17 protein-coding genes are annotated in these 22,545 nt (G+C 68.8%); 6 read left to right on the top strand and 11 right to left on the bottom strand.

Annotated features, from left to right (window positions below; translation table 11 throughout):
* Positions 1-1,110: 1,110 nt before the first annotated feature.
* The gene (locus N4G70_RS27395; protein ID WP_261715397.1) at positions 1,111-2,178 is read right to left on the bottom strand and encodes an aldo/keto reductase; all 1,068 of its coding nucleotides are present in this window, start codon (positions 2,176-2,178) and stop codon (positions 1,111-1,113) included.
* Between the two features lie 120 nt (positions 2,179-2,298).
* On the opposite strand from N4G70_RS27395, the gene N4G70_RS27390 reads away from it, so the two are divergent.
* On the top strand, positions 2,299-3,129 hold the full coding sequence (locus N4G70_RS27390; RefSeq protein ID WP_261715396.1) for a helix-turn-helix transcriptional regulator: 831 nt from the start codon (positions 2,299-2,301) through the stop codon (positions 3,127-3,129).
* Positions 3,130-3,671: 542 nt separating this feature from the next.
* Here the strand turns inward: N4G70_RS27390 and N4G70_RS27385 are convergent.
* Positions 3,672-4,451, bottom strand: a complete 780-nt coding sequence (locus N4G70_RS27385; RefSeq protein ID WP_261715395.1) for a hypothetical protein — start codon at positions 4,449-4,451, stop codon at positions 3,672-3,674.
* Between the two features lie 196 nt (positions 4,452-4,647).
* Here N4G70_RS27385 and N4G70_RS27380 point away from each other — a divergent pair, with 196 nt between their 5' ends.
* The gene (locus tag N4G70_RS27380) at positions 4,648-5,466 is read left to right on the top strand and encodes a hypothetical protein (RefSeq protein ID WP_261715425.1); all 819 of its coding nucleotides are present in this window, start codon (positions 4,648-4,650) and stop codon (positions 5,464-5,466) included.
* A gap of 553 nt (positions 5,467-6,019) precedes the next feature.
* On the opposite strand, the gene N4G70_RS27370 is transcribed toward N4G70_RS27380, so the two are convergent.
* The gene (locus N4G70_RS27370; RefSeq protein WP_261715394.1) at positions 6,020-7,126 is read right to left on the bottom strand and encodes an amidase domain-containing protein; all 1,107 of its coding nucleotides are present in this window, start codon (positions 7,124-7,126) and stop codon (positions 6,020-6,022) included.
* A gap of 270 nt (positions 7,127-7,396) precedes the next feature.
* On the opposite strand from N4G70_RS27370, the gene N4G70_RS27365 reads away from it, so the two are divergent.
* Positions 7,397-7,624 (top strand): hypothetical protein, encoded by a 228-nt coding sequence (locus N4G70_RS27365; RefSeq protein WP_261715393.1) that lies wholly within the window; start codon positions 7,397-7,399, stop codon positions 7,622-7,624.
* A 268-nt stretch (positions 7,625-7,892) separates the two neighbouring features.
* Complete coding sequence (locus tag N4G70_RS27360) at positions 7,893-9,224, top strand: hypothetical protein (RefSeq protein ID WP_261715392.1); 1,332 nt, start codon at positions 7,893-7,895, stop codon at positions 9,222-9,224.
* Between the two features lie 142 nt (positions 9,225-9,366).
* Here the strand turns inward: N4G70_RS27360 and N4G70_RS27355 are convergent, their stop codons facing one another.
* From N4G70_RS27355 to N4G70_RS27340, 4 genes are all read right to left on the bottom strand, one after another.
* Positions 9,367-11,322 (bottom strand): transglycosylase domain-containing protein, encoded by a 1,956-nt coding sequence (locus N4G70_RS27355; RefSeq protein WP_399037029.1) that lies wholly within the window; start codon positions 11,320-11,322, stop codon positions 9,367-9,369.
* Between the two features lie 381 nt (positions 11,323-11,703).
* A complete protein-coding gene (locus tag N4G70_RS27350) occupies positions 11,704-12,141 on the bottom strand; it encodes a hypothetical protein (RefSeq protein WP_261715391.1) in 438 nt (145 codons plus the stop codon).
* Positions 12,142-12,320: 179 nt separating this feature from the next.
* A complete protein-coding gene (locus tag N4G70_RS27345; protein WP_261715390.1) occupies positions 12,321-13,571 on the bottom strand; it encodes a serine hydrolase in 1,251 nt (416 codons plus the stop codon).
* Positions 13,572-13,992: 421 nt separating this feature from the next.
* The gene (locus tag N4G70_RS27340) at positions 13,993-15,402 is read right to left on the bottom strand and encodes an MFS transporter (RefSeq protein ID WP_261715389.1); all 1,410 of its coding nucleotides are present in this window, start codon (positions 15,400-15,402) and stop codon (positions 13,993-13,995) included.
* A gap of 153 nt (positions 15,403-15,555) precedes the next feature.
* Between N4G70_RS27340 and N4G70_RS27335 the strand changes: the two genes are divergently transcribed.
* Positions 15,556-16,755, top strand: a complete 1,200-nt coding sequence (locus N4G70_RS27335) for a CdaR family transcriptional regulator (protein WP_261715388.1) — start codon at positions 15,556-15,558, stop codon at positions 16,753-16,755.
* Here the strand turns inward: N4G70_RS27335 and N4G70_RS27330 are convergent.
* Positions 16,745-18,619: an alkyl/aryl-sulfatase gene (locus N4G70_RS27330; protein ID WP_261715387.1), complete on the bottom strand. Its 1,875-nt coding sequence runs from the start codon at positions 18,617-18,619 to the stop codon at positions 16,745-16,747. The two genes, N4G70_RS27335 and N4G70_RS27330, sit on opposite strands and share 11 nt — an antisense overlap.
* A 192-nt stretch (positions 18,620-18,811) precedes the next feature.
* Between N4G70_RS27330 and N4G70_RS27325 the strand changes: the two genes are divergently transcribed.
* Complete coding sequence (locus tag N4G70_RS27325) at positions 18,812-19,270, top strand: MarR family transcriptional regulator (protein ID WP_261715386.1); 459 nt, start codon at positions 18,812-18,814, stop codon at positions 19,268-19,270.
* Positions 19,271-19,379: 109 nt separating this feature from the next.
* On the opposite strand, the gene N4G70_RS27320 is transcribed toward N4G70_RS27325, so the two are convergent.
* From N4G70_RS27320 to N4G70_RS27310, 3 genes are all read right to left on the bottom strand, one after another.
* Positions 19,380-20,006: a hypothetical protein gene (locus N4G70_RS27320; RefSeq protein WP_261715385.1), complete on the bottom strand. Its 627-nt coding sequence runs from the start codon at positions 20,004-20,006 to the stop codon at positions 19,380-19,382.
* Between the two features lie 390 nt (positions 20,007-20,396).
* The gene (locus N4G70_RS27315) at positions 20,397-21,287 is read right to left on the bottom strand and encodes an RNA polymerase sigma-70 factor (RefSeq protein ID WP_261715384.1); all 891 of its coding nucleotides are present in this window, start codon (positions 21,285-21,287) and stop codon (positions 20,397-20,399) included.
* A complete protein-coding gene (locus N4G70_RS27310; protein ID WP_261715383.1) occupies positions 21,284-22,381 on the bottom strand; it encodes an NAD(P)/FAD-dependent oxidoreductase in 1,098 nt (365 codons plus the stop codon). The genes N4G70_RS27315 and N4G70_RS27310 overlap by 4 nt, the downstream gene beginning before the upstream one ends.
* Positions 22,382-22,545 lie beyond the last annotated feature (164 nt).

The raw sequence follows: 22,545 nt of genomic DNA, 5'->3' as shown, positions 1-22,545 counted from the left end.
TGTCCAGACACATCATGCACCTGGCCACATCGGTGTGATCAAGGGGGGAGGCAAAGCGCTCACGCCACCGCCAACTCCGACTCCGCTCCCAGGCCGCTTGCTCCTGGACTGCACTCAAATCCTCCTGCAAGCCCTCCTCGTCCTCGCCAACGCCGAAGTCCAGAGGTGACCGATGATCTCCCCGCAACGATCACGCTCCTGACCGGTGCGAGCCCATCACTCCCGACCCACACCAGCCCTGTGACCTGCGGAATCAGGATGGAACGATCTCAGTGACCGTGTGTCTCATGAGACACATCAAAGTCTGGAGAAAGTTGGCCACGAGCAGCAACAGACCACCGCCCGCCGTCCCGCCGAGCTCCGGTAATCGACGTATGTGCCCTCGAACAGCGGTGCCGTCAGCCCTCACGTACCGCCTCACCCATGTAGTCCGCACAGACCTCTCCTCCCTTTACGGCTTCAGACCGAAGCGCCCAACTCCTCGCCACCTACGCCCCATGAAAGCAGCCGCCACTGACATCCGGTCAGGTGACGATCACTCTCCGTGGACTTGGGGCTCGGTGAACTCCGTTCAGGCGCGCTTGAGTTGAGGTCACCGGCAACCAGCGGGCTCCGGCCGGGCCGAGACGGGGCCCTGAGGGTGCTGATGATCGTGGCGTCCACGGCCCAGGCATCGGCCCGCGTGGCCGCCTTCAGCAACTGGGGCCGTCCAACGTCGCGCGCTACGAGGAGTACCGCGCGGCCAAGCGCTGCACGCTGGCTTGACGCCGGGTGCGTAATGGGAGGCGGCGATTCCGCCTGCATGTTCTCGCCCGCCTGTGCACCCTGGTGAGCTCCAAGTGGCTCTGGCCGCCGAGATCCGTACGTTTCTCACGAGCGTGCCCGAGTAGACGAAGAGTCCGGCTATGTCGCGCGGAGCCGGCCCCCAGCCTGGCCAACTTCGTTGGTGGGCGGGCCGCGGGGTGTCCCATGGATCCTTCCTAGTCGTGTCAACAAAACGGCCAAGTGGCGGGCAGCGCGGTAGCGGTTGGCGGGCTTGTCCGTGCGTAGGGGTAGGCTGCACCCCTGCTTGAGAATGCGGCCGTACGCAGCGGACTTCACGCTCAAACCTCAGCGGCGCGGCTCGATCATCAGGTCGCCCGAGTTCATTGTCCGGCCCCGTTCGCTGGCGAGGAAGTCATGAGGGAAGCCGAGGCTGATCGCGCTGGCCCGTTCGAGGCGGGCGAGTTGGGCGGGGGTGAATTCGATCTCCAGCGCGCCCAGGTTGTCCTCCAGCTGCGCGGGGGTGCGGGCGCCGATGATCGGTGCCGTCACGTCCGGGTTCTGCAAAGGCCACGCCAGAGCGATACGGCCGGGGGGCGTCCCTTGCTCGGCTGCGATGTCCTTCACTACGTCCGCGAGGGCGAGGGTGCGCTCGGTGAGCGCGCCGTTGGCGAGGTTGAACTCCTTGCGGGTGCTGTCCGTATCGGTATCCGGCTTCGGAGCGGTCAGGTCGGCCCTGGTGTACTTGCCGGTGAGCAGTCCGCCGGCCAGAGGGGAGAAGGCGGCCACGCCCAGCCCCATTTCGCGCGCCATCGGGAACAGGTCACGCTCCCCGCTCCGTTCGGCCAGGTTGTACTCGGTCTGGAGCGCGACCAGCGGTGACCAGCCGCGCAGATCGGCGATCGTCTGCATGCGCGACACCTGCCAGGCCGGGACGTTGCAGATCCCCGCATACAGGACCTTGCCCTGACGGACCAGGTCGTCCATGGCGCGCAGGAACTCCTCGACCGGCGTCATGGCATCCCACACGTGCAGGTAGAGCAGGTCGAGGTAGTCGGTGTTCAGGCGGCGCAAGCTGGCTTCCACCGATGCGAACATGGCCTTGCGGTGATTGCCCCCGGAATTCGGATCGCCGGGACGGCGCAGCGTCGAGAACTTCGTCGCCAGCACCAGGCTTTGGCGGTTACCCCGGGTGAATTCGCCCAGCAGCCGCTCGGAGCTGCCGTTGGTGTAGGTGCTGGCGGTGTCGATGAAATTGCCACCGCGCTCGACGTACAGGTCGAACAGCTTGCGCGCCTCGTCGGGTTCGGCGCCCCAGCCCCACTCGGTACCGAAGGTGGCCGCTCCCAGTGCCAGCGGGGAGACCCGCAGTCCGGAGCGGCCCAGCAACCGGTAGGTGTCCAGGGTGAGCGACATCGTTTTCTCCTGTGCTAGTGATCCGTTGCCGGAATCAAGCCTGTCGCCGTCGCGGACCCGGGGTAAGGGAGAGGTCTTCCTGGGAAAGCCAGTCCCACCCTGGCGTTAGCATCGGACGCGATGACCCGCACCGTGGACACCACACACGAACTGGCCGTGTTCCTGCGGACCCGGCGCGAACGCCTGGCCCCGCGGGACGTCGGCCTGCCTCTGCGCGCGCGGTCCCGCCGTACCCCGGGACTGCGCCGCGAAGAAGTCGCCGAACTGGCCGGAGTCAGCATCGACTACATCGTGCGACTCGAACAGGGCCGGGGACTGCGGCCCTCCTCGAACGTGGTGGAAGCGCTGGCTCATGCGCTGCGCCTGGCCCCCGACGAACGCACCTACCTCTTCGACCTGGCCCAGCGACGCCCCCGCCACGCGGGCGATGCCGCTGTCGAGGCGTCGCCTCAACTCGCCGCTCTGGTAGCTGACTTGTCGCCGCTGCCCGCCATGGTGATGAACCACCGCTACGACATCGTGGCCTGGAACGACGAAATAGCGAGGCTGCTCCTCGATTTCGACACGTTGCCGCCGTCGCAGCGCAATGCGATGTGGCTGTGCCTGATGCACCCGGGTATGCGTGACGTCTACGTCGACCGCGAACGCGTCGTACGGGAGGGAATCGCGCACCTTCGCGCCGCATGGGCCGCCCACCCGGAAGACCTGCAACTGGCCGCCCGTATCGAGGAGTTCATCGCCCGTGACGCCGAATTCGCGCGACTCTGGGCCGAGCGGGATGTCAAGGTGAACGGCCGCGGGCTGAAGGTGTTGCGGCATCCCGTCGTCGGCATGATCTCCGTATATTTCGAAGTGCTCATGCCGATCCAAGATGCAGACCAGCGACTGGTGATCTACCGCGCCGCGGACGACGAGAGCCGCTCGGCACTGGACCGGTTGCGCTCGCAGTGATCCCCCCGGCAGGACCCTGCCCTGCGGCTGCGGGCCCTGGCAGACCGCGTACAACCGCCACCGACGCTGGGCGAGCGACGGCACCCGGCACCAGGTACCTGATCCTCAGGTACCCGCAACCCAGGCCTTCTTCGCCCCCGTCATGGCACACCTCCGCGTGCCTCGCACCGGCCCCGGGACGTCCCGCCTCCGTTATCGCGGAGCACGCCTATTCGTCCCGCTCGATCCGTGCGCACCTGCGGCAACCCATCCGCCAGCGCTACTGCCGTGCGGAGAAGGCTGGGGGCGCATCATCAGCGTCGTTTATGCGGGCCTGAGCATCGCCTCGCCGACCTCCCCGAACGCCATCTCGGGGATCGCGGCCGCGGCCTCCTTGAGGATTTGGGGCGGGGCGGGGCATACGAAGGGACTAATTCTTCTACTCGTCCCGAAGCCCCTCCAAACAGTGGCGGGTTCAGCGCCACTTGAGGCGTATAGTTCGACACAGTCGCCCGTGGTAGACGTCAACCGGATTCCCGGAAGAGCAGATGGGCCAACATCTACTACCGCGGAACAATGATTGTTCCCTTTTTGGAAACGATGTAGTAGTCGATATTCGATATTTCCAACTTGAATACCATTCCGTGCTGCTTGCGAATGTCGTCCACCGTTCTTCCTGCGGGCTCGCGCAGACAGCGGACGACGGGCGGGTCATCGTCCCGGCATACCGTGTCAGCGACCAGGGTCTTCCGACTGCTACGGAGGGTGTCCCAGGTCAGGCGCTGCCTGTCGGCGTACAGGTAGCTAGGTTCCAATGTGCTGGGGCTGTTGGGGTTGGGGCCGACCCCCCGGTAGTAGTCGACGAGAGAGCTGCGCCCGTCAGGGCCGTGGCGGAAGGGGATGGTGTCGAGCGGGTCAGGGGTCTTCTGGGCACGGTCGCAGCCCGCGAGGATTCCGTCCAGGACGTCCCCTATACGGTGGGGGCCAGCCCCGAAGTACGCGGTCGCCCTCATGTCGCAGCGGATCTTGTATCGATCGTCACCGTCCTGGAAGAACAGCTTCCGAGCCTTACCTCCGGCGCAGACGTCGTTGATCGTGAGCAAGCTGAGAGTCAGGGGCGTGTCTTTCGCGTACGCGTTCACGGTGGCTCGGAGCTGGTCTTCGAGCTTCTTTCGGTACTGCTGGGCCTGTGGACTTCCTGCCAGTTCTCGTACCTCATGAGGCGGTGTGGCCCGATCCTCAGCCGAGCATGCCGAGAGCGCGAAGACGGCAAGGACGCCGAGATAGCGCGCCACAGCCTCACGCACGGTGGCTAACGCGGGCAAAGCCCTCCTTGAAGTCATGGTTCCAGTGTGGTGATGCTCTTCGCCGTGTCCATCCGTACAAGTACTCAGGTGGCCCGGTCGGACAGGCCGGGCCCCACCCCTCACTTCCACATCGCCCGGCCCCTCCAGCATCGGCAGCTGCCGGATAAGGAAAGGCGAAGAGCAATGTCAAAACTTGCGGATGGCAGCGAGCAGGGTGGGATGATTACCGATCATGCGCTCTTGGGACGCTTTGACTATCGCTGAACAGACGCTGCTGCGTCGGGCCATGTCCCAGTACTCCTTGGCCGGGTCGGTTCAGCACTACGGCATGGCTCTGCGCTGGGCAGATGCCGAGGGTGCCCCGGCTTCACGTAGCTACACGGAGGCCGAACAGCTGCAGCTGATTCCTGGGCTGGCCGCGGTTGCTATGGACCTCGCCGAACGCGGCCTGATCACCGTTCAAGAAGTGCAGGGCACCTTCCCTGTCTCCTCTGACACCGTCCTGACCGACACGGAACGGCAGGAAGTCCTCGCCGAGGCGGCCAACTGGCTCTCGAAGCCCGGTTCTCCCCGTCGTTTCGACCTCTCATGCCCTGAAGCCGTGCGCGAGCTCTGGCTCAACGATGCGTATCCGAGCGCGGACACCGGTGGCCTTCCCACCTGGGACGAGCTGAGCATCGCCCAACGTGAAGTCCTGGTCTGCGCTGCCGAGGCAAGCGGCATGCTGACCGGACCGTTCGGTATCTGGGAAGAGCTGCCGGCCGGACTGGGCGGCGCCGAGCGCCTTGCCTGGGTTGACCAGCAACTCGCCCCGTTGGTCCCGTTCGTCCGCGAGCGCTGGATCGAGGTCCAGCATCACCCTGACACCCAGGGTGATGCCTTCACCGTGATCCCGCTTGACCGTCTTCGCTCCGCCCTGGCTGACCCTGCTGTCCGGTACGAGGGTGACGACTGGGGCATCGGTGTCGGCTGCACGTTCACCTACTCCGGACTGGCCGTTTGGCGCGGTGGATGGAGCCGTGCCTGGGGAAGCCGTCTGACCTTCGACTGACGATCGGGCCGGCGGCAGGTCCGTTACGCCGCGGCTTGCGGGCGCTCGACCAGTTGCCGCGTTCGAAGCGTGCGTCGGCGCGGACGAGGCGGGACGAAGTGACGCGCCGTTGACGACCCGCCAGCGGGACTGGGCGGACTCGACGAGCTCCGCCGGGTAGTTGTAGAACTCCAGCAGCACATTCTGGTCGCCGGTGATCTCCGCGACGCCCTTGGGAAACTTGGCGACATACAGCCTGGTGAAGGCTTGATCGCCCGCTCGGCGTGTTCGCGGTCCTCGTTGTGGATGTCCTGCAGGGCCTTCTTCGCCGGCGGCTGGGCCGACTTCGGCAATGGCGTCCAGGACGTTGGCGGTTCCTCGCGACGAGTGAATGTCCCACCCGAGCCCCGTGTTGCTCCGGTGAGGTGGGGGCGTTCTGGGCTCCGGACTCTGGGTTCTGGCCCTGGGTTCTTGGCGCCGCAGCGCCCCCGAGTTCCTGGCTGAGGCTCAGACTCATGCTCTGCGCTCTGGGCAAGGCCCGGCGGATCGGGAGGCCGTCCGCCGGGCCCAACCGTCAGGTGCGGTAGGCGAAGTACACCGCGTTGGGGTACGAGGCGATGAGGCTCGCCAGCGACTTCCGGTAGGTGTTCGTGGAGTGGTAGGTGAGGTACGGAGTTCCGGTGCTGCTCCGGTAAGTCACCATCATGGAGTGGTCCTTGGACCCGTCCCGGTCGAAGTCCATCTGAAGGACGTCGCCGACGTCCATCTGGTAGACGTTGGCCAGGTTGGTCGCCCGCTGGTTGGAGAGCGTGAACCACGCGAAGTCGTTCACGCCGACCCAGGAGTTGGTCTGCAGGGCGCCGTCGTACCACCAGTTGCGGTAGTCGGACGTCGAGCCGGGCACGTTCTTCCAGCCGCCCGCCTTGAGGGCCTGGCTGACGAAGTTGGTGCAGTCGCCGCCCGCGCCGTTGAACTGCCGGTAGGCGGGGTTGTAGTTCTTCCAGTACTTCTCGGCGTACGCGGCCATCGCGGCGTAGTCGTAACCCGTGCCGGTCTTCGTCTTCGGGTTGGCCGGAGCGGGGTACTTCGTGGACGCCGGAGTGCCGTCCGGGTAGGTCTGCCCGTCGTCCGTCACGACGGCGGCCTTGGCGACCGTCGGCTCGTTGACGGCGACCGGTCCGTTGTCCTTGGACCTGATCGATGTCAACTCCCAGGCGGAACCCGCGGTGTTGGTGAGCGCGAGCTCGTACTGCGTACGGAAGCCGGTCGTGGCGGGCTCGTCGCCACGGATCTTCTTGTACGTGAGCGTGGTGTCCTCGGTGACCTCCACGGTCGCCTGCCGGCCGGACACCGTCGCCTTGTTCACGGCGACGTGGGTGTCCGCGCCGGTGTAGCTCTCACCGAGTGCGTTCAGCCGCGTCTTGCGCGACCGCAGCGACGCCAGCGCGGCGTCCTCGTCCCGCTTCAACTGGGCCGACATACGGGCCTTGGCGCCGGTGGTCGCCGAGGTGTGGCGTCCGGCCCGGTCCTCGACCAGGGCCTGGCTGCGCTGCGTGAGGACGTCGCCGGCGATGCGGGCGAAGGTGCTGACGGTCGCGCTGTCCGCCGCGTGCGGCCGCGGGGCGGCGCTCGCGAACGAAGCCGGCAGGAACGCGGACGACAGGACCCCGGCCAAGGCCACGCCTATGGCAGGTCGAAATGTCTTTGATATCACTATTTTCCCCTTGTCACCGGTCCACATGGACCAGGGGGATGGAATTTTGGCATAAGTCGCCGCGTCTTTGGACCCGTTCGTCGCCCGCGACCGCAACCCGGCCTCGTTCGAGGCCTCGGCCGGAATCCCCTCGACGCACGGTGTGTGCGTCCGCCGTGCTCGGGCAGGCGCATCTGGCACGACGACGGCGGCGCGACCAAGACGGTCACGCCACCGCCCGAACAGCAAGGAGGACGCATGGCGAACGAGTACGACGGCGAGGTCATCGGGGTGGCTTCGAAGCAGGGGCGGCCCGATGGTGCCACCGGCCCCTTCGCGTTCGACCCCGCCGTGGTGGACCGCTACCGGGCCGGCGATGTCGTCGAGCACGGCAACGTCCGGTACCGCGTCGGCAGGACCCCGCCGTCCGGAACTCCGGGAACCGACGCGGCCGTCGGCTACACGCCGACCGAAGTCGACATCTGACGGGACCGCGAGCGACATCCTCACAGGCGCGGGGCCCGGCGAAATACGCCGGGCCCCGCGTCTGTGCTGCTGGTTTCCGGTCGTTGCAGGCAATCCGGGCACACCGAGCGGTCCGCTCCGCGCCCGGCAGCCCCCGGGTGCCGCTGGGTGTGGTGCGAGGGGGGCGACCGCGGGGACTTGTGGTGCGACAGGCATGCCAAATAAGTTCTATATTCATACCAACTATCCACACGCGGCGGCTGCGGCGACCATGGGGGACACGACTGCGATGGCTGACACCGACGACGCCTCCCGTGTCCCGGCGGAGTCCCGGGCCGTCCGCAAGGCACGCAGGAAGGCGCAGAACCGTAAGAGGTTCGGAGTCGGCGCCGCCATCCTCGCGCTGGGCGCGACCGCCACCACCGCGTACGCCCTCACCTCCGGCAGCTCGTCCGACGCCGCCGAGCAGGGCAAGAAGTCCACGGCCTCCCCGTCCCCCGGAACGGCCGGAAAAGCCGGCCCCGGCAAGGGCAAGCAAGACGAGGCCTGGGACGGGAAGACCAAGGTGCTCGGAGACGGCTCCACCTCCTACACCGGCCCGCAGCCCGGCCAGCTCAAGCCGCAGCGGCTGAAGCCGGGCGAGAAGCCCCCGCAGTTCGTGGTCTTCTCCTGGGACGGCGCGCTGGAGGGCGACGACCACCTCTTCTCGCACTTCCGTCAGGTGGCAGAGGCCAACAAGGCCCACATGACGTTCTTCCTCACCGGCATCTATCTGTTGCCCGAGAACAAGCGGATGCTGTACCGCCCCCCGCAGCACAGCCAGGGGTCGGCGGCGATCTCCTACCCCACGGTCGCGCACGTGAAGACCACCCTGGAGCAGCTGCGGGGCGCCTGGGCCGACGGCGACGAGATCGGCTCGCACTTCAACGGCCACTTCTGCGGCCCCAAGGGCGGCGGCGACTGGAGCCCCGCCGAGTGGAAGAGCGAGATAGACCAGGCGTACTCGTTCGTGAAGACGTGGAAGACCAACACGGGATTCACCGACGAGGCGCCGCTCCCCTTCGATCCCGACCGCGAGGTCGTCGGCGGCCGTGCCCCCTGCCTGGAGGGGCAGAAGAACCTCATCACCGCCATCAAACCGTACGGCTGGCGTTACGACGCGAGCTCGTCCGGCGACTTCCAGCTCTGGCCGAACAAGATCGACGGCATCTGGAACTTCCCGTTGCAACTCATGCCCTTGCAGGACAAAGAGGTGCAAGTCCTCTCCATGGACTTCAACTTCCTCTACAACCAGTCCGGCGAGAGCACCCAGGGCGACCCCTCGAAATACGCGGCATGGCTGGAGCAGACCCGGAAGTCGTACCTGAACGGCTTCAACCGCGTCTACAACGGCAGCCGGGCACCGATGTACATCGGCAACCACTTCGAGGACTGGAACGGCGGCATCTACATGAAGGCCGTCGAGGACGTCATGAAGGACGTCTGCCCCCGCGAAGGCGTGCGGTGCGTGTCGTTCCGCGAACTGTCCGACTGGCTCGACGTCCAGGACCCGAAGGTACTGTCCCAGCTGCGCCTGCTCGACCCCGCGCAGGCACCGGACTGGAAGACGCTGGTCAAGTAGGCCGAGCGGTCGGAGTCGAGCCGGGGTGGGCCTGCCCCCGGCCGCGCGGCGCGGTCGTACGCCCGCCGTGGATACCCGGGACCGCGCGAGCCGCGATCACTTCACCGCCCCGGTGGGGCGGCCACCGCCTTGACGCAGGCGGTCACTTCACCGCCTTGATGTAGTCCGACCACAGCCGCACCGCGCGTTCGCTGCCCGGGGTGTTCGGCGCGTCGCCGCCGAGGCCCGTCAGGGACAGCGGCACCAGATCCGTCAGGGACATCCGGTAGACGACCACCGCTGTCGACTCCTGCGCGGTGTTGGCCGCGAACCAGCCCGCCGTGTTACCGGCGGTCGTGCCGGTCTTGCCCCCCGTGCCCGGGTGCGCCGTGCGGGCGCTCTTCGCCGTTCCTTGCGTCACCGCGTCCCGCAGGGCGTCCGTCACCGCGCGGGCGGCCTTGGCCGACATCGCGCGGGCCGGCTGCGGCTTGTCGAGTGGCATCGCGGCACCGTTGCGGGAGATCGCGCGCACCGAGTACGGCTCGGTGTGCATGCCTTCGGCGGCGAAGGTCTCGTAGGCGCCGGCCACGCGGATGGCGCTGGGCGTCGAGTTCTCGCCGAGGGCGAAGAGGGGGACGCGCGGGCCGAGGCTCGACGCGAGCAGCCCCGAGCGCTCGGCGAGGGAGTCGACCCGGTCGAGCCCGACGTCCAGGCCGAGTTGGAGCATCGGGGTGTTGACGGAGTTGGCGATGGCCTGGCGCAGGGTGACCTGCCCCCAGTTGCGGCCGCCGTCGTTGTGTCCCTTCGCCACCTTGCCGCCGCGGTCCCAGTACGGACCCTCGGGCGTCTTCACGGTGACGTCGTCGTTGCCGTTGTACTTGGCGGACGGACTGATGGGGGTGCGGGGCTTGTCGCGTGAGCGCACGATGCCGTCGTCGAGTGCGGCGGCGTACACGAACGGCGTGAAGACCGTCCCGACGGGAACCGTCGTCGCGTTCGACTCGTTGAACCCCTGCTTCAGATAGTCGGGGCCGCCGTAGACCGCGAGCAGCCGGCCGTCGGGCGCGACGCTCGCCGCACCGATCTTCGCGTGCGCGTCGGTGGCGGGCCTGCGCGCGGCGTCGAAGCTCTTCTGCGTCTTCTGCACGGCGGCGGTCAGAGCCGTCATGCGGGACTTGTCGAAGGTCGTGTAGATCTGGTAGCCGCCCAGGTCGAAGTCGGCGTCCTTGATGTGGCCGGCCTTGATCGCGTACGCCTTGGCCAGTTCCACCAGGTACCCCGACTGACCCTTCGCGTCGCCGGTGACGGTCGGCGCCTGCGGCTCGGGAAACTTGGTGTACTTCGCGCGTTCGGCGCGGGTGAGGACGCCGGTGGAGACCATCCGGTCCAGGGTCCAGCCCCAGCGTTCGACGGCGCGGTCGTGGTTGTCCTTGCTGATGGCGGGGTCAAAGAGCGCGGCGCCCTTGAGGAGCGAGGCCAGGAAGGCGCCCTCGCTCGGATTGAGCTGCGAGACGTCCTTGCCGTAGTACGCCTGTGAGGCGCGCTGGATGCCGTACGTGCCGCGGCCGAACCAACTCGTGTTGAGGTAGTCCTGGAGTATCTGCTTCTTGCTGGTCTGGCGGTCCAGCTTCACGGCGAGCAGGATTTCGGTGAACTTCCGCGAGACCGTACGGTCCTGGTTGAGATACGCGTTCTTCACGTACTGCTGGGTGATGGTCGAGCCACCCTGCGACTCGCCGCCGGTGACCGCGGCCTTCAAGGCGCGCAGGATGCCGTAGGGCGAGACGCCCGAGTCGCTGTAGAAGCTGGCATTCTCGGCCGCGAGTACGGCGCCCTGGACCTGCGGGGGCACCTTGTCGAGCGGCATCTCCTGGCGGCTGACCCAGCCCGTGCGAGCCATCTTGGAACCGTCGGCCCAGTAGTAGACATTGTCCTGCTGCGTGGCAAACGTATTGAGATCGTCCGGTATGTCGGTGGTCGCGTACGCGTACCCGATCAGGCAGCACAGCCCGAGGAACCCGGAGCCGACCAGACCGAGCCACTGCCGCCAGGACGGAACCCAGCGCCGCCAGCCGGCACGGCCGGGCCGGGGGTAGGCGGGCCGCAGACGCGGTGGCACCGTGCGCAGAAAGCCGACGAACGGCGAGAGCGCGCGCCACCACCCCGCGACCGCGACGCTCGGACCACGCTTGACGGCGGCGCGCCGACGCCCACGAGCGACGTCATGGCCGTCTTCCTCGCCACCCTGCCGCCCTTGCCCAGCCCCGCCGCGCCTGCTCACACCCAGTGTCCCCTCTCCTGCACTTCCACCCACACCCTAGAACAGGAGTACGCAGTGATCACTGAGAGGTGGGAGGTTGGTGCGGATTGTGGTGCTTGGGGGACGGGGGCACAGGGCGGACAAAGGGCCCACGAAAGGGCATATGCCAGTAGTGGAGAGGTCGCGCACGCCGGGCCGATCCGGCCCCAGGCCCCCGGGACATGAATTCATCCCGGCCCACTAAGGACGGAGAATAGGATCCGTCTCAGCCAGAATTCCGTGCAACTGGCCGGCCCCTCGGGCTAGGCGGTCGTCGGATTCCGTCGACAGCTCCGCACACAACAGCATTGCGTGGTCCCTGTCGACGGAGAAGATACTGAATACGTCATCGATTGCGGTGTGAATCCAGTCGCTGTGATTCGGGCCGGCGTCGGCCAGTGCGTACGCGACCATCGCCAGGCCACTCCTGTCCTTGCGCCGGAGGAGGGCCTCCGTGGTCACCCTGGTGACAAAGGTGTCGTGCGGATCGAGCACAAGGTCGAGCAGCAGCGCGAACGCCTCCGGCGTTTCCGCGAAGGCTGCGAGGCCGCGGCCGGCGTCGGCCCTGTCTTGGTAATCGCGACTCCGCCCGAGCTCGCCGAGCGCAAGGACAGCGGCGTGCCGCAAGGCTGTGTCCACGTGAACTCTCACCCCTCCACCGTTGTGCGGCAAAGTACCACCGTGATGCGATAAGGGTTATTGGGTTGTCGGCAGCCAAGTACTCAAAAGCCCGGGCCGGGCCTCCGGGCCCGCGCCCAGGTCTCGTTGTGCAGCAGCATTCGATCCCTCGGCCTTCCACCCGGCCGGCACCAGCAGCGCTACCGCGTGCCCGAAGAGCGGTTCTCGCAGAGTGCGGTTCGGACAGCTGACGCCATGTCGCGGCTCTGGGCCTGCGGGCCGCCGGGATAGAGGTTCACCATGGTCGTGGCCTGCTTCCCGTCGACCGTGGCCGCGCCGATCGCCTCGTAGCCCGGGATGCCGCCGTCGTGCCCCCACGCCAGGCCGCCACAGGGCAGGTGGTGGCTCTCCAGGCCGAGGCCATAGGCGCCCTCGTCCTGGCCGCCGGTCGCACGGGTCCTCATCATCTGCCGGAGCTGGGCAGGGGCGAGCAGCTCCCCGCGTACGAGTGCGCCCAGGAAGCGGTTGAGGTCGGCGCCGCTGGAGATCATGGAGCCGCTGGCGCCCGCGACCGTGGGGTTCAACGCGGTGATGTCCTTGAGGGGCGCGTCCTGGCCCGGCCGGGCGTAGCCGCGCGGGTGCGGTCCGCGGATCGCCGTGTCGTCGTCGTCCGGCACGGACGTTTGGCGCAGGCCGAGCGGTTCGATGACGCGTCGGCGGATCTCGGCGCCGTAAGGTCGGCCGGTCACGCGTTCGATGATCATGCCGGCCAAGAGGTAATCCGTATTGGAATAGGCCCAGTTGGTGCCGGGCGGGAAGACACGTGGGTAAGCCAGCGCCAGTTTGACGAGGTCGCGGGCGTCGTAGTGCGCCCGCGGGTGGTTGAGGACGTCCTCCGGCTTGAGGTGGTCGAGGTAGTCGGGGATGCCGCTGGTGTGCTGGAGGAGCTCGCGGACCGTGATCTTACGTCCGTCGTTTTCGTGGCCTCGTACGACGCCGGGCAGGTAGCGCTCCACGTGCGCACCCAGGGCCACCCGCCCCTCCCCCACCAGCTGAAGCATGACGGTCGCCACGAACGGCTTCGTCATGCTGCCGATGCGGAACCGGCTGTCCCCGCGCATCGGCGCCTGGCTCCGCACATCCGCGAGGCCGCTGGTCAGAACCTCCCCGCCCGACCGGTCCCCCAACGCGACGAGCGCACCGGGAGCGCCGTCCCTCGTGGTCAACCGGTCAAGCAGCGTGCGGAGTTGGGGGAGGTCGGCGGTGGCGTAGGCAGGGGCTGCATTGGCGGAGGCGTGGCTGGTGCGCGCGGTCGTGGCGTAAGCAGAGGCGTGGGTGGTATGCGCGGTGTTCTGGGGTAGCGACGTGTCGTCGCCGGGCGCGCAGGCCGTGCCGCCGACCACCGCCGCCAGCGCGAGTAAGCCGCCCAACGCGCTTTGGTACCTGGCCATGTGTGCGTCCTCGGGGTGAGTGCCGTTGTGGTCCAGCGCGCGTTCCGTACTCGGGTCGGCGATTTGGCATCCCGGACCGCCCGGATGGTGTCCGGTGCCGCGTATCGCACGCGTGGCGACGCGTCATTCTGCGCCGCCCCCATCGTGTCCGGGGCACACGCGGCGGCGCGATGGGGTGAACGCCCGTACCCGGGGTGGGGACAGCCCCCGGTGCGGGCCGTTGACTCAGCCGCCGACCCGCCGCCCGGCCGAGGCGCCTTCTTCGCGTTCCGTCAGCGTTGACTTCCAGGCACGACCTCGGCCACCGTCACGCCAACGCCCTCGTGGCCCACACCCTCGCCGAGGCCAAACGGCGCCCGAGCCACGCCGCCGGGCCCAGGAAGGAGCCGATGAGGGCCCGCGCGTCGACATTCCATGTACGTCACCCCTCTTCTGCCCCCGGCACCCCGCAGCCTCCCACCTCCGACGCGGGCTCATCGCACCCCGCACTCCCCAGCCGCAATCCATCCCGTTCCGGGCGCAGTCGCCATGCCGCCAACAAGCCCGTGGTGGCGAGCAGCGCGGCCGTGAGCAGGAAGGCGCTGCGGTAGCCGGCGGTTACCGAGTCGGCGGCGTCGACCATGCGCCCGATCGTCCACGGGGACAGCACTCCGGCGAGGGCGTATACGAAGGCCAGCGCGCCCAGCACTACGCCGCGCTGCGGCGCGGGCGTGATGCGGGCGCAGGCGGTCTGGGCCACGGTCATGATGACGTTGGCCAGGGCCATGGGGCCGAGCATCAGCACCACCTTCAACCACACGGCGTCGGTGACTGCGAACACCGTCACCGCGCAGGCGGCCAGGCACATCAGCGCACCCACCCCCACGCCCCCACCGCCGCCCACCCCTTCACCCTTGCCAACTCCCTTGCCCCCGCCGGCACCCGCACCCTCCCCGACTCCCCCGCCCGCACGCACACCCCCACCGACTCCCCTGCCGCGCACACCCCCGCTCGCACGCCGGACCAGCAGCCCGTGGCCCACCAGCACCACCCCGCCCGCGAGCGCCGCGACGGTCACCAACGCGCCGGCCTGGTGCGGGCCCAATCCGGCGACCTCTTCCAGATAGTCCGGCATCCAGGTCAGGTTGGCGCTGAGCATCCAGTACGCGGCGAACGCGCCAAGGGCCGCGCTGAGCCAGGTACCCGACAGCAGGATCCGCCGGTATGGGACGGCGACGCCTTCCTGCTCCGCGTTCTCCTCGCCGCCCGGCGCGTACGGCCCCTCCGCGCCACGCAGCACCCAGTACCCGGCCCAGACCAGGCCGGCGAGGCCCACCGCGCCGAACGCCCATCGCCAGCCGAAGTGGCCGATGACCAGGGTGAGCGTGGGCGCGGCGACGGCGACGCCCGCGGCGGCGCCCGTGAGCAGGATCGCGGTGGGCAGGGTGCGCTCTCGCTGGGCGAACCAGCCGTGCAGATGGTGCGTGGCCACGGGCAGGGCCGGTCCCTCGGCGGCGCCGAGCAGTACGCGACTGGCGAGCAGCGTGCCGAAACCGGCAGCCGACCACAGCATCGGCATCTGTGCGGCCGCCCACAGCAGCGCAAGGACCAGGAGCAGCACGGTGGTTCGGACCGTCCGTGTCAGGTACGACACCACCAGCGCGGACACGCTGAACAGGGCGAAGAAGGCCGCTGCGGCCGTGCCGAACTCCTCGCGGCTCAGCCCGAGATCGTCCATCATTGGCTGGGCGGCGAGACCCATCACGGTCTTGTCCGCGAAGTTCACCAGCATGAAGGCGAGCAGCGCGCCCGTAGTGCGCCAGGCCGTGGTGTGACGGGTCATAGGGGACATGGGGCTCATCGAGCTCCTTCGACGAGGGTGACTTCCAAGGACGACGTCAGGGGGTGGGGCGATCCTGCGGGCTGGTGGCGGCGGAGACCACCCGTCGGCGTCACAGTCGCGAGCGCCCGTTACTGTGACGGTTCACAGTCGGCGGGAGGGCCCATGGAAGACGGGACAACCGGGTTGTCTCCGGCGGCCGCGGCGCTCGCGGCCCGCTGCGAGCCGCGGGTGAACGAGCTCGCCCGCCGCCTGGCCCGGGGCGTGTTCGAGCAGCTTCGCGGGTACGCCGAACTGCCCGGCGACGTGAAGGACGTGGAGATCGCCGCCACGGCCCGGCACGCCCTTCGACTCTTCTTGCGCGGTGCTGCCGAAGGGGCGGGGCCCGAGTCGCTGGAGTACTTCCAGGAGCGGGCGGCCCAGCGTGCCGAGGAGCGCATGCCGCTCCATCTGCTGCTGCGTACCTACACGTTGGGGGTGCGGGAACTGTGGGGGGCCTTGCGGGAGGAGGCCGGTCCCGGTGAGCACGAGGCCCTGGCCGAGCTCGCCGGAGAGCTGTTCTCGGCTGCGGACCGGGTGGTGGGCGCCGTGGCGGAGAGCTACCTGGACGAGCAGGCCGCGCTCGTCGCCGAACACCAGGAACAGCGCCGTTCCCGCGCCCGAGCCCTGCTGGAGGGCCGGCCCGTGACCGGAGGGGTCGCGCTTGACGGGCCCGTGCTGGTGGTGTGTCTGCGGTTCGGCGACTCACCCGCGTCCGGGGGAAATTGTCGCTCGCCGGTCGCCGTTCGCCGACTGGTGCGGCGGGTCCAGGCGGCCCTGGACCGGGCCTTCAGTACCGAGGTGCTCGCCGTACTCGATGACACCGGCGGGTACGCCGTCATACCCGGGGCATCCGAACTACCCATTTATACGAGGGAGTTGGTGTGTGAGGCAGCGGGGGTTCAGGCGCGCATGGCACCCGCCGCGGCGGTCGGCGCCGCCGACATCCCGCGTGCCGCACGGCTGACCGCGGACGTGGTTCGCATCTCGGCGGCTCGCGGCGCGCGGCCGGGGGTGCACCGCCTGGACGACGTACTGCTGGAATACCACCTGTCCCGCCCGAGCGAGGGCAGCGCACGCATCGCCGCCCTGCTCGACCCCCTCGCCGCCCGTCCCGAGTTGATCGAGACGCTGCGTACTCACCTGGAACAGCGGCAGAACCGTCGGGCGACGGCCCGCGTGCTCAATCTGCACCCTAATTCCGTGGACAACCGGCTCGCCCGGGCCCAGGAGCTGACCGGGCTCGACCTCGCCGAACCGAAGGACGTGGCGCTCACTCTCGCGGCCCTGCTGCTCAGGGAGGCCGGTTCCGGCATCACGGAGTGACGATCGCGAAGTCCGGGTCGGGCGCATCCAGCAGCGAACCGAACGTCACCAGGGCGTGGGCGTCTCCGTCGAACACCACGCCGCCGCCCGCCATTTCGTCGGCGAAGGTGGTCGTCCCACCAAGGACGGCGTTCAGGGTCGTGCGGGCCAGACGCAACACCACGGTCGGCTCCTCGCTTCGTGGGGCGTCGCCGCGCATCGGTGTGAGCGCCCCGTTGGAGAGCAGCAACGACCACACCTCGCCGGTGTCCGAGAACTCCCAGCGCAGCAGCAGACGCCCCGCCCGGGCAGCACGCGGGCCGTTGACGCGTACCGCCATCGACCGGAAGATCTGCTCGGCGGTCAGAGCGGCCAGGACGTCCGGTGCCGTACGGGTCGGCGTTCCGAGGACGCCGCCGCGCAGTTCGGCCGCGCCCATCAGGTAAAAGTTGCGCCAGGGGCCGCACTCGGAGCCGTGTCCGAGTAGCTCGAAGGTGTCGGCCTGGAGTGCGCGGGCTTCGGTGTGGTCGGGCCGTGCGAACAGGACGTGGCCGAGCACTTCCGCCACCCACCTCAGGTCACCGGCCTCGTACGACGTCCTCGCCTTCGCCACTACGGCGTCGGCGCCACCCATGAACTCGACGTAGCGGTGGGCGGCTTCCACGGGAGGGTGCTGCCACAGATGGGCCGGGTTGCCGTCGAACCAGCCCATGTAGCGCTGGTAGACGGCCTTGGTGTTGTGGCTGAGGGAGCCGTAGTAGCCGCGCGCGTGCCATGCTCGCGCGAGCGCGGGAGGGAGGCTGAGTTCCTCGGCGATCTCGGCGCCGGTGTGTCCGCTGTTGATTAGCCGGACCGACTGGTCGTGCAGATAGGCGTAGACGTCGCGCTGCTCCTCCAGAAAGCCGATCGCGCGCTCCCGGCCCCACGTCGGCCAGTGATGGGAGGCGAAGACGACGTCTGTGTCGTCGGCGAACAGCCGGATCGTCTCGGTCAGATACCGTGCCCAGGCGCTGGGGTCGCGGACCAGGGCTCCGCGCAGGGTGAGCACGTTGTGCAGGGTGTGGCAGGCGTTCTCTGCGACGCACAGCACCCCGAGGTCGGGGAAGTGGAAGTTCATCTCGGCGGGGGCTTCCGTGCCGGGGGTGAGCTGGAAGACCATCCGTACCTCGTCGACGATCTCCTCCTGGCCCGTTCGCCCGATGTCGACCGTCGGCGCGATCAGGCCGACGCTGCCGGTCGACGTCGTCTGCCCGAGCCCGCAGCCGATCTGCCCGTCGGGGCCCTTGGGCAGTGCGGCCCCGTACATGTACGCCGCCCGGCGGGCCATCGCCGTCCCCGTGAAGACGTTCTCGCTGGCCGCGTGTTCCAGGAACCCGGCCGGGGCGATCACGGGGACCCGTCCCGCGGCGACCTCGGCCGGATCGACGACACCTCGGACGCCGCCGAAGTGGTCGACGTGCGAGTGGGTGTAGATCACCGCGCTCACCGGCCGTTCGCCCCGGTGCTCGCGATACAGGGCGAGGGCGGCGGCGGCCACCTCGCTGCTGATCAGAGGGTCGATGACGACGACGCCGTGCTCACCCTCCACGAAGGTGATGTTCGACAGATCCAGCCCGCGCACCTGGTAGATCCCCGGCACGACCTCGTACAGCCCCTGGCGTGCCACGAGCCGACTCTGGCGCCACAGCGACGGATGCGCGGTCGCCGGACAGTCCTGGTCGAGGAAGCCATAGGCGTCCGCGTCCCACACCACCCGTCCGTCCTCGCCCCGCACCACCGCCGGCTCCAGCCGGGCGATGAACCCCCGGTCCGCATCGACGAAGTCCCGTTCGTCGCGCCAGGCCAAACCATCGTCGCCGGGCGTGTGCTCGCTGTTACCGCTCATGGTCGTCGATCCTCACACGGTCCACCCGGACGCGCCTGATGACGCGTCACAGACCAACCGCTGACACATCACAGGGAGCGAGGGCCGCCCCCTGTCCTGACGGGACCCGTCCCCCTTGACCTCAAGTTTGATTGAGGTTCTACAGTCGATCTTGTTGCAGCGACTTCGAGCAACCACACCAAGGAGCCCACCATGGAGTACTCGCACAGCGACGCCGAGCTCATCAAGCAGCCCATCGGTTACTGGAGTTGGGCGGCCTACAAGGCCGTGGTCACTCGCACGCGGGGAGCCCTCGACGAGATCGGCACCACCCAGCCGCAGTGGTGGGTTCTCGCCCAGGTCGCCCGTGCCCGGACCGTCAAGACGCGCGACGAGGTGGCCCGGACCTTGCGGGGCTACCTGGACACGGGCCCCGAAGCGATGGAATCGGAAATCGACCGGACGATCACCCAGGGCTGGATCACCGAGGACGCCGAGGGGCGCCTGGGCATGACGGCGGAGGGCAGCGCTTTCTACGACAAGGTCGCGGCCCTCCAGGACGAGTTGCAGGCCGAGCGGCACGCCGACATCTCCGACGCGGAGTACCTGACCACCCTCAAGGTGCTGCAACGGTTCATTCACAACACCGGCGGCCGCGCTTGGCACCACTGAGACACGGCCGAAGGACATCCCCGGCCCCGGCATTCCCCATGGCTTACTCGCCGAAGACAGGATGCGGTCCCGGGCAACCGCCACCGCCCGGGCCGCGTTCCTTCTCCGCTCAACCCACACGAGCCGGCGCCGGGAGAACGGCATCAGGGGTCCGCGGGGCCGGCACGCGGTGGCGGAGGGGCGCGAACGCCAGGAGGTAGCACAGGCCGCCGAGCGGGAGGAAGTCCAGGTTCGCCGCGATGGCGACCGTACCCAGGACGAACAGCACGAGCGGACGTACGACCCCAGGGCCGCCGAGGGCGGCGAGCAGCGCGATCATTCCGAGGTACAGGAAGAGGGGGACGACGGTGTACACGACCGGCAGCACGCCCGGCACGTCCTGTACCCGGGTGAAGAGTTCACTCATCTCCGGCTTGTCGGCGGCCCGGAAACCCACATAGAGATCGATCAGCGCCTGGGCCGCCGCCGCGCCCACACCCGCCAGGGCAACGGCCCACGCCGCCCATGCCACGCGCCGCCGGACCGAGCCGGCCGCAACGAGCGTCGAGCGGCGCAGACCACCGCAGAGCACTCCGAAGAACAACACCCCGCCGAGGAAGGCGAAATGCCCGGTGATCCACGCCGCGCCGGGCTCCCTGGACCCTTCCACCAGAAGGCGGATCGACCCGTAGACCACGAGGAGGGCGGGGGCCGCGACGTAGGAGAACCGGGTGAGTCGTACTGCTCTATCTGTCATGCCACCCACCCTGACGCCCGGCCCCGCCACCCCGCCATCAGTGATCACCCTGACACCTCCCCTACGGAATAGGGCTGTTGGACACGTCAGTGTGCCTGCTCGATGCTCCGAACCGGACGGTGACAGCGGGGGCGGCGGCCTGTGATCACCCTCATTGCGCAGGGCATCCGCCTCGGGGTCTGCCCAGGTGACGCGGTGCGGGCGGCCGGTCACGGTTCGCCCTCACGTCGTTGATGGGCTTCGCCATCGCGGCGCCGGCGACGGTGCTGGTGTTCCTGCTGCCGAAGGCGCCTGCGCCACGGGAGTGAAGCGCCGGCGGCCCGGAGGCGGGGGCGACCGCGAGACCGACATCGACTTCCGCGATCTCGCGTGCCGCGACGGCTACGGAGTTCAGATCCTGACCGACGTGAGTTTCTGCGGGTTGCGCACGCAGTAGAGACTGGTCACCACGCCGTCGCGGACCTCGATCGAGGTCAGTTGATCGAGTACGCCGTCGACGAGGACCGCGACGGAGTGCATTCCGTTGTACGTAGGGAGGCGGATGTCGAGTTCGCCCATGCGGGCACCCTTGGCCAGGAGGCCGAGGAGCAGCCTGGCCACCTTGTCGGGCCCGACCACGGGACGCAGGGCCGTGGTCACCAGCCCACCGCCGTCCCCCAGGAACACCACATCGGGTGCGAGCACATCCATGAGGCCCTGGACGTCGCCGGTGGCGGCCGCCGTCAGGAGCCGCTCGGCAATCGGCGCCGCCTGTACGGGAGTTGCGACCGCCGCATGTCGTTTGGCTCGCACACTGGTGCGCGCCCGTTGGTTCAACTGACGTACCGCGGCTTCGGACTTGCCCACGGCCGCGGCTATCTCCGCGTACTCGAAGGCGAACACCTCCCGGAGCACGAACACCGCCCGCTGAGTGGGGGTGAGGGTCTCCAGGAGCAGCAGCATGGCGGTGGTGACGGCCTCACCGGTGAGGACGTGGTCGATGCCGTCGGGCGCTTCGCCGACCGCCTCGGTCGCCAGCGGTTCGGGGAGCCACGGCCCCACGTACTGCTCCCGGCGGCGGGCTGCCGAACGCAGTACGCCGAGCGCCTGACGCGTGACGATCTTCGCGAGATAGGCCCGCGCGTTCTGCACCGAGGTGTGCCGCACCGACCGCCATCGCAGATAGCTGTCCTGGAGCACGTCTTCCGCGTCGGCCACCGAGCCGAGGATCTCGTAGGCGATCGAGAACAGCAGGGCGCGGTGTGCGGTGAACTCGCCCTCGGGGTCCGGCTGTTGGCTCACTTCGGCCCTGCCAGCCAGGCGTAGATCGCGGTGCGCGCGCCGAACTTCGCATACCGGCAGATCCGCTCCTTGCCGATCGCGGCGGTGCGTCCAGCGAAGTACAGCCGCCTTACGGTGTCGTCCCGGCGGCCGACCTGGAGCAGCCCGTCGCGCCGGCCCAGGCTCACTCCCTGTCCGGTGTACCCCATGGAGTACGGCTGTGGCTTCCGGCCTGCGATCATCCGCGCCAGCGTATCCGCCGCGTGTACACCTTGGGGCATGGCCGTCGCACAGGCCGGACGCGCGCCCGGAACGGCCGCACAGTCACCCACGACGAAGATGCGCGGATCACTCACGCTGCGCAGATACGGGTCGACCACGGCGCGCCCCTCACCATCCACCTCCAACCCGCTGCGGGCGGCCAGATCGGGTACGCCCGTGATGATCGCCCAGAGCGTGAGGTGGGACGTCAACGGCCGGCCCGACAGGAGACGTACTCCGTCCCCGCCTTCCCCACCCGCACCGGGGTCGACCTGCGCGACCGAGTCCTCCACGATCTCGACATTCAGACGCTCAAGTCCTGTGCGCACACGCCTGCGCGCCCCCTCCGACAGGCTCTCGCCCATCGTCCGACCGACCAGCCGCACCCGCAGATCGGGGCGGCCGTAGGCGACTTCGGCCGCCGTTTCGATGCCCGTAAGTCCGCCGCCGATGACGGTGACCGTCCGTCCACCGGGCAGCCCGGCCAGCGCGACTCGTGCCCGCTCCGCTTCCTCCCATGTGCCCACCGGGACGGTGCCGGCCAGCAGGTCGGGCGTGCTGCCCACCGCGAGGAACAGGTGGTCGTAGCCGAGACGCGACCCGTCGCCGAGAGCCACCTCCCCGTCGCCGATCTTGTCGACGGTGTCCAGCCGCGTTGCGATCCCCTCGCGCAGCATCGACGCCAGCGGCGTGGCCGCTGCGCCGGTCCCGGCGATCTGCTCGTGCAACCGCACCCGCTCGACGAAGTCGGGGCGGGGGTTGATCACGGTGACCTCCGCCGCCTTCACCTTCTTCGCCAGACGATTCGCCGCGATCGTCCCCGCGTAGCCCGCGCCCACCACTACGACCTTCATGACGTGCCCCCTCTGTTCGGAATCAGCGACCGAAGCAGCAGCCGGCAGCCGGGGCCGGCCGCCGGGACCAGCCGCTGGTATCGATTGCCCTGACGGCCGCTTGTACGGTTGGCTGCTTGAATCGGCTGCGTAAATCGGCTCGGACATGGGATGCGGCCCAACTG

Origin of the sequence: Streptomyces sp. ASQP_92 (assembly GCF_025399895.1) — a bacterium.
Lineage (GTDB): Bacteria > Actinomycetota > Actinomycetes > Streptomycetales > Streptomycetaceae > Streptomyces.
This window is presented reverse-complemented; position numbering and strand designations above follow the sequence as displayed.

What these genes read in the sequence shown, in the direction of transcription:
- N4G70_RS27395 (WP_261715397.1), bottom strand. Translation starts at nt 2,178, where the DNA reads ATGTCGCTCACCCTGGACACCTACCGGTTGCTGGGCCGCTCCGGACTG.
- N4G70_RS27390 (WP_261715396.1), top strand. Translation starts at nt 2,299, where the DNA reads ATGACCCGCACCGTGGACACCACACACGAACTGGCCGTGTTCCTGCGG.
- N4G70_RS27385 (WP_261715395.1), bottom strand. Translation starts at nt 4,451, where the DNA reads ATGACTTCAAGGAGGGCTTTGCCCGCGTTAGCCACCGTGCGTGAGGCT.
- N4G70_RS27380 (WP_261715425.1), top strand. Translation starts at nt 4,648, where the DNA reads ATGCGCTCTTGGGACGCTTTGACTATCGCTGAACAGACGCTGCTGCGT.
- N4G70_RS27365 (WP_261715393.1), top strand. Translation starts at nt 7,397, where the DNA reads ATGGCGAACGAGTACGACGGCGAGGTCATCGGGGTGGCTTCGAAGCAG.
- N4G70_RS27360 (WP_261715392.1), top strand. Translation starts at nt 7,893, where the DNA reads ATGGCTGACACCGACGACGCCTCCCGTGTCCCGGCGGAGTCCCGGGCC.
- N4G70_RS27345 (WP_261715390.1), bottom strand. Translation starts at nt 13,571, where the DNA reads ATGGCCAGGTACCAAAGCGCGTTGGGCGGCTTACTCGCGCTGGCGGCG.
- N4G70_RS27340 (WP_261715389.1), bottom strand. Translation starts at nt 15,402, where the DNA reads ATGTCCCCTATGACCCGTCACACCACGGCCTGGCGCACTACGGGCGCG.
- N4G70_RS27335 (WP_261715388.1), top strand. Translation starts at nt 15,556, where the DNA reads ATGGAAGACGGGACAACCGGGTTGTCTCCGGCGGCCGCGGCGCTCGCG.
- N4G70_RS27330 (WP_261715387.1), bottom strand. Translation starts at nt 18,619, where the DNA reads ATGAGCGGTAACAGCGAGCACACGCCCGGCGACGATGGTTTGGCCTGG.
- N4G70_RS27325 (WP_261715386.1), top strand. Translation starts at nt 18,812, where the DNA reads ATGGAGTACTCGCACAGCGACGCCGAGCTCATCAAGCAGCCCATCGGT.
- N4G70_RS27320 (WP_261715385.1), bottom strand. Translation starts at nt 20,006, where the DNA reads ATGACAGATAGAGCAGTACGACTCACCCGGTTCTCCTACGTCGCGGCC.
- N4G70_RS27310 (WP_261715383.1), bottom strand. Translation starts at nt 22,381, where the DNA reads ATGAAGGTCGTAGTGGTGGGCGCGGGCTACGCGGGGACGATCGCGGCG.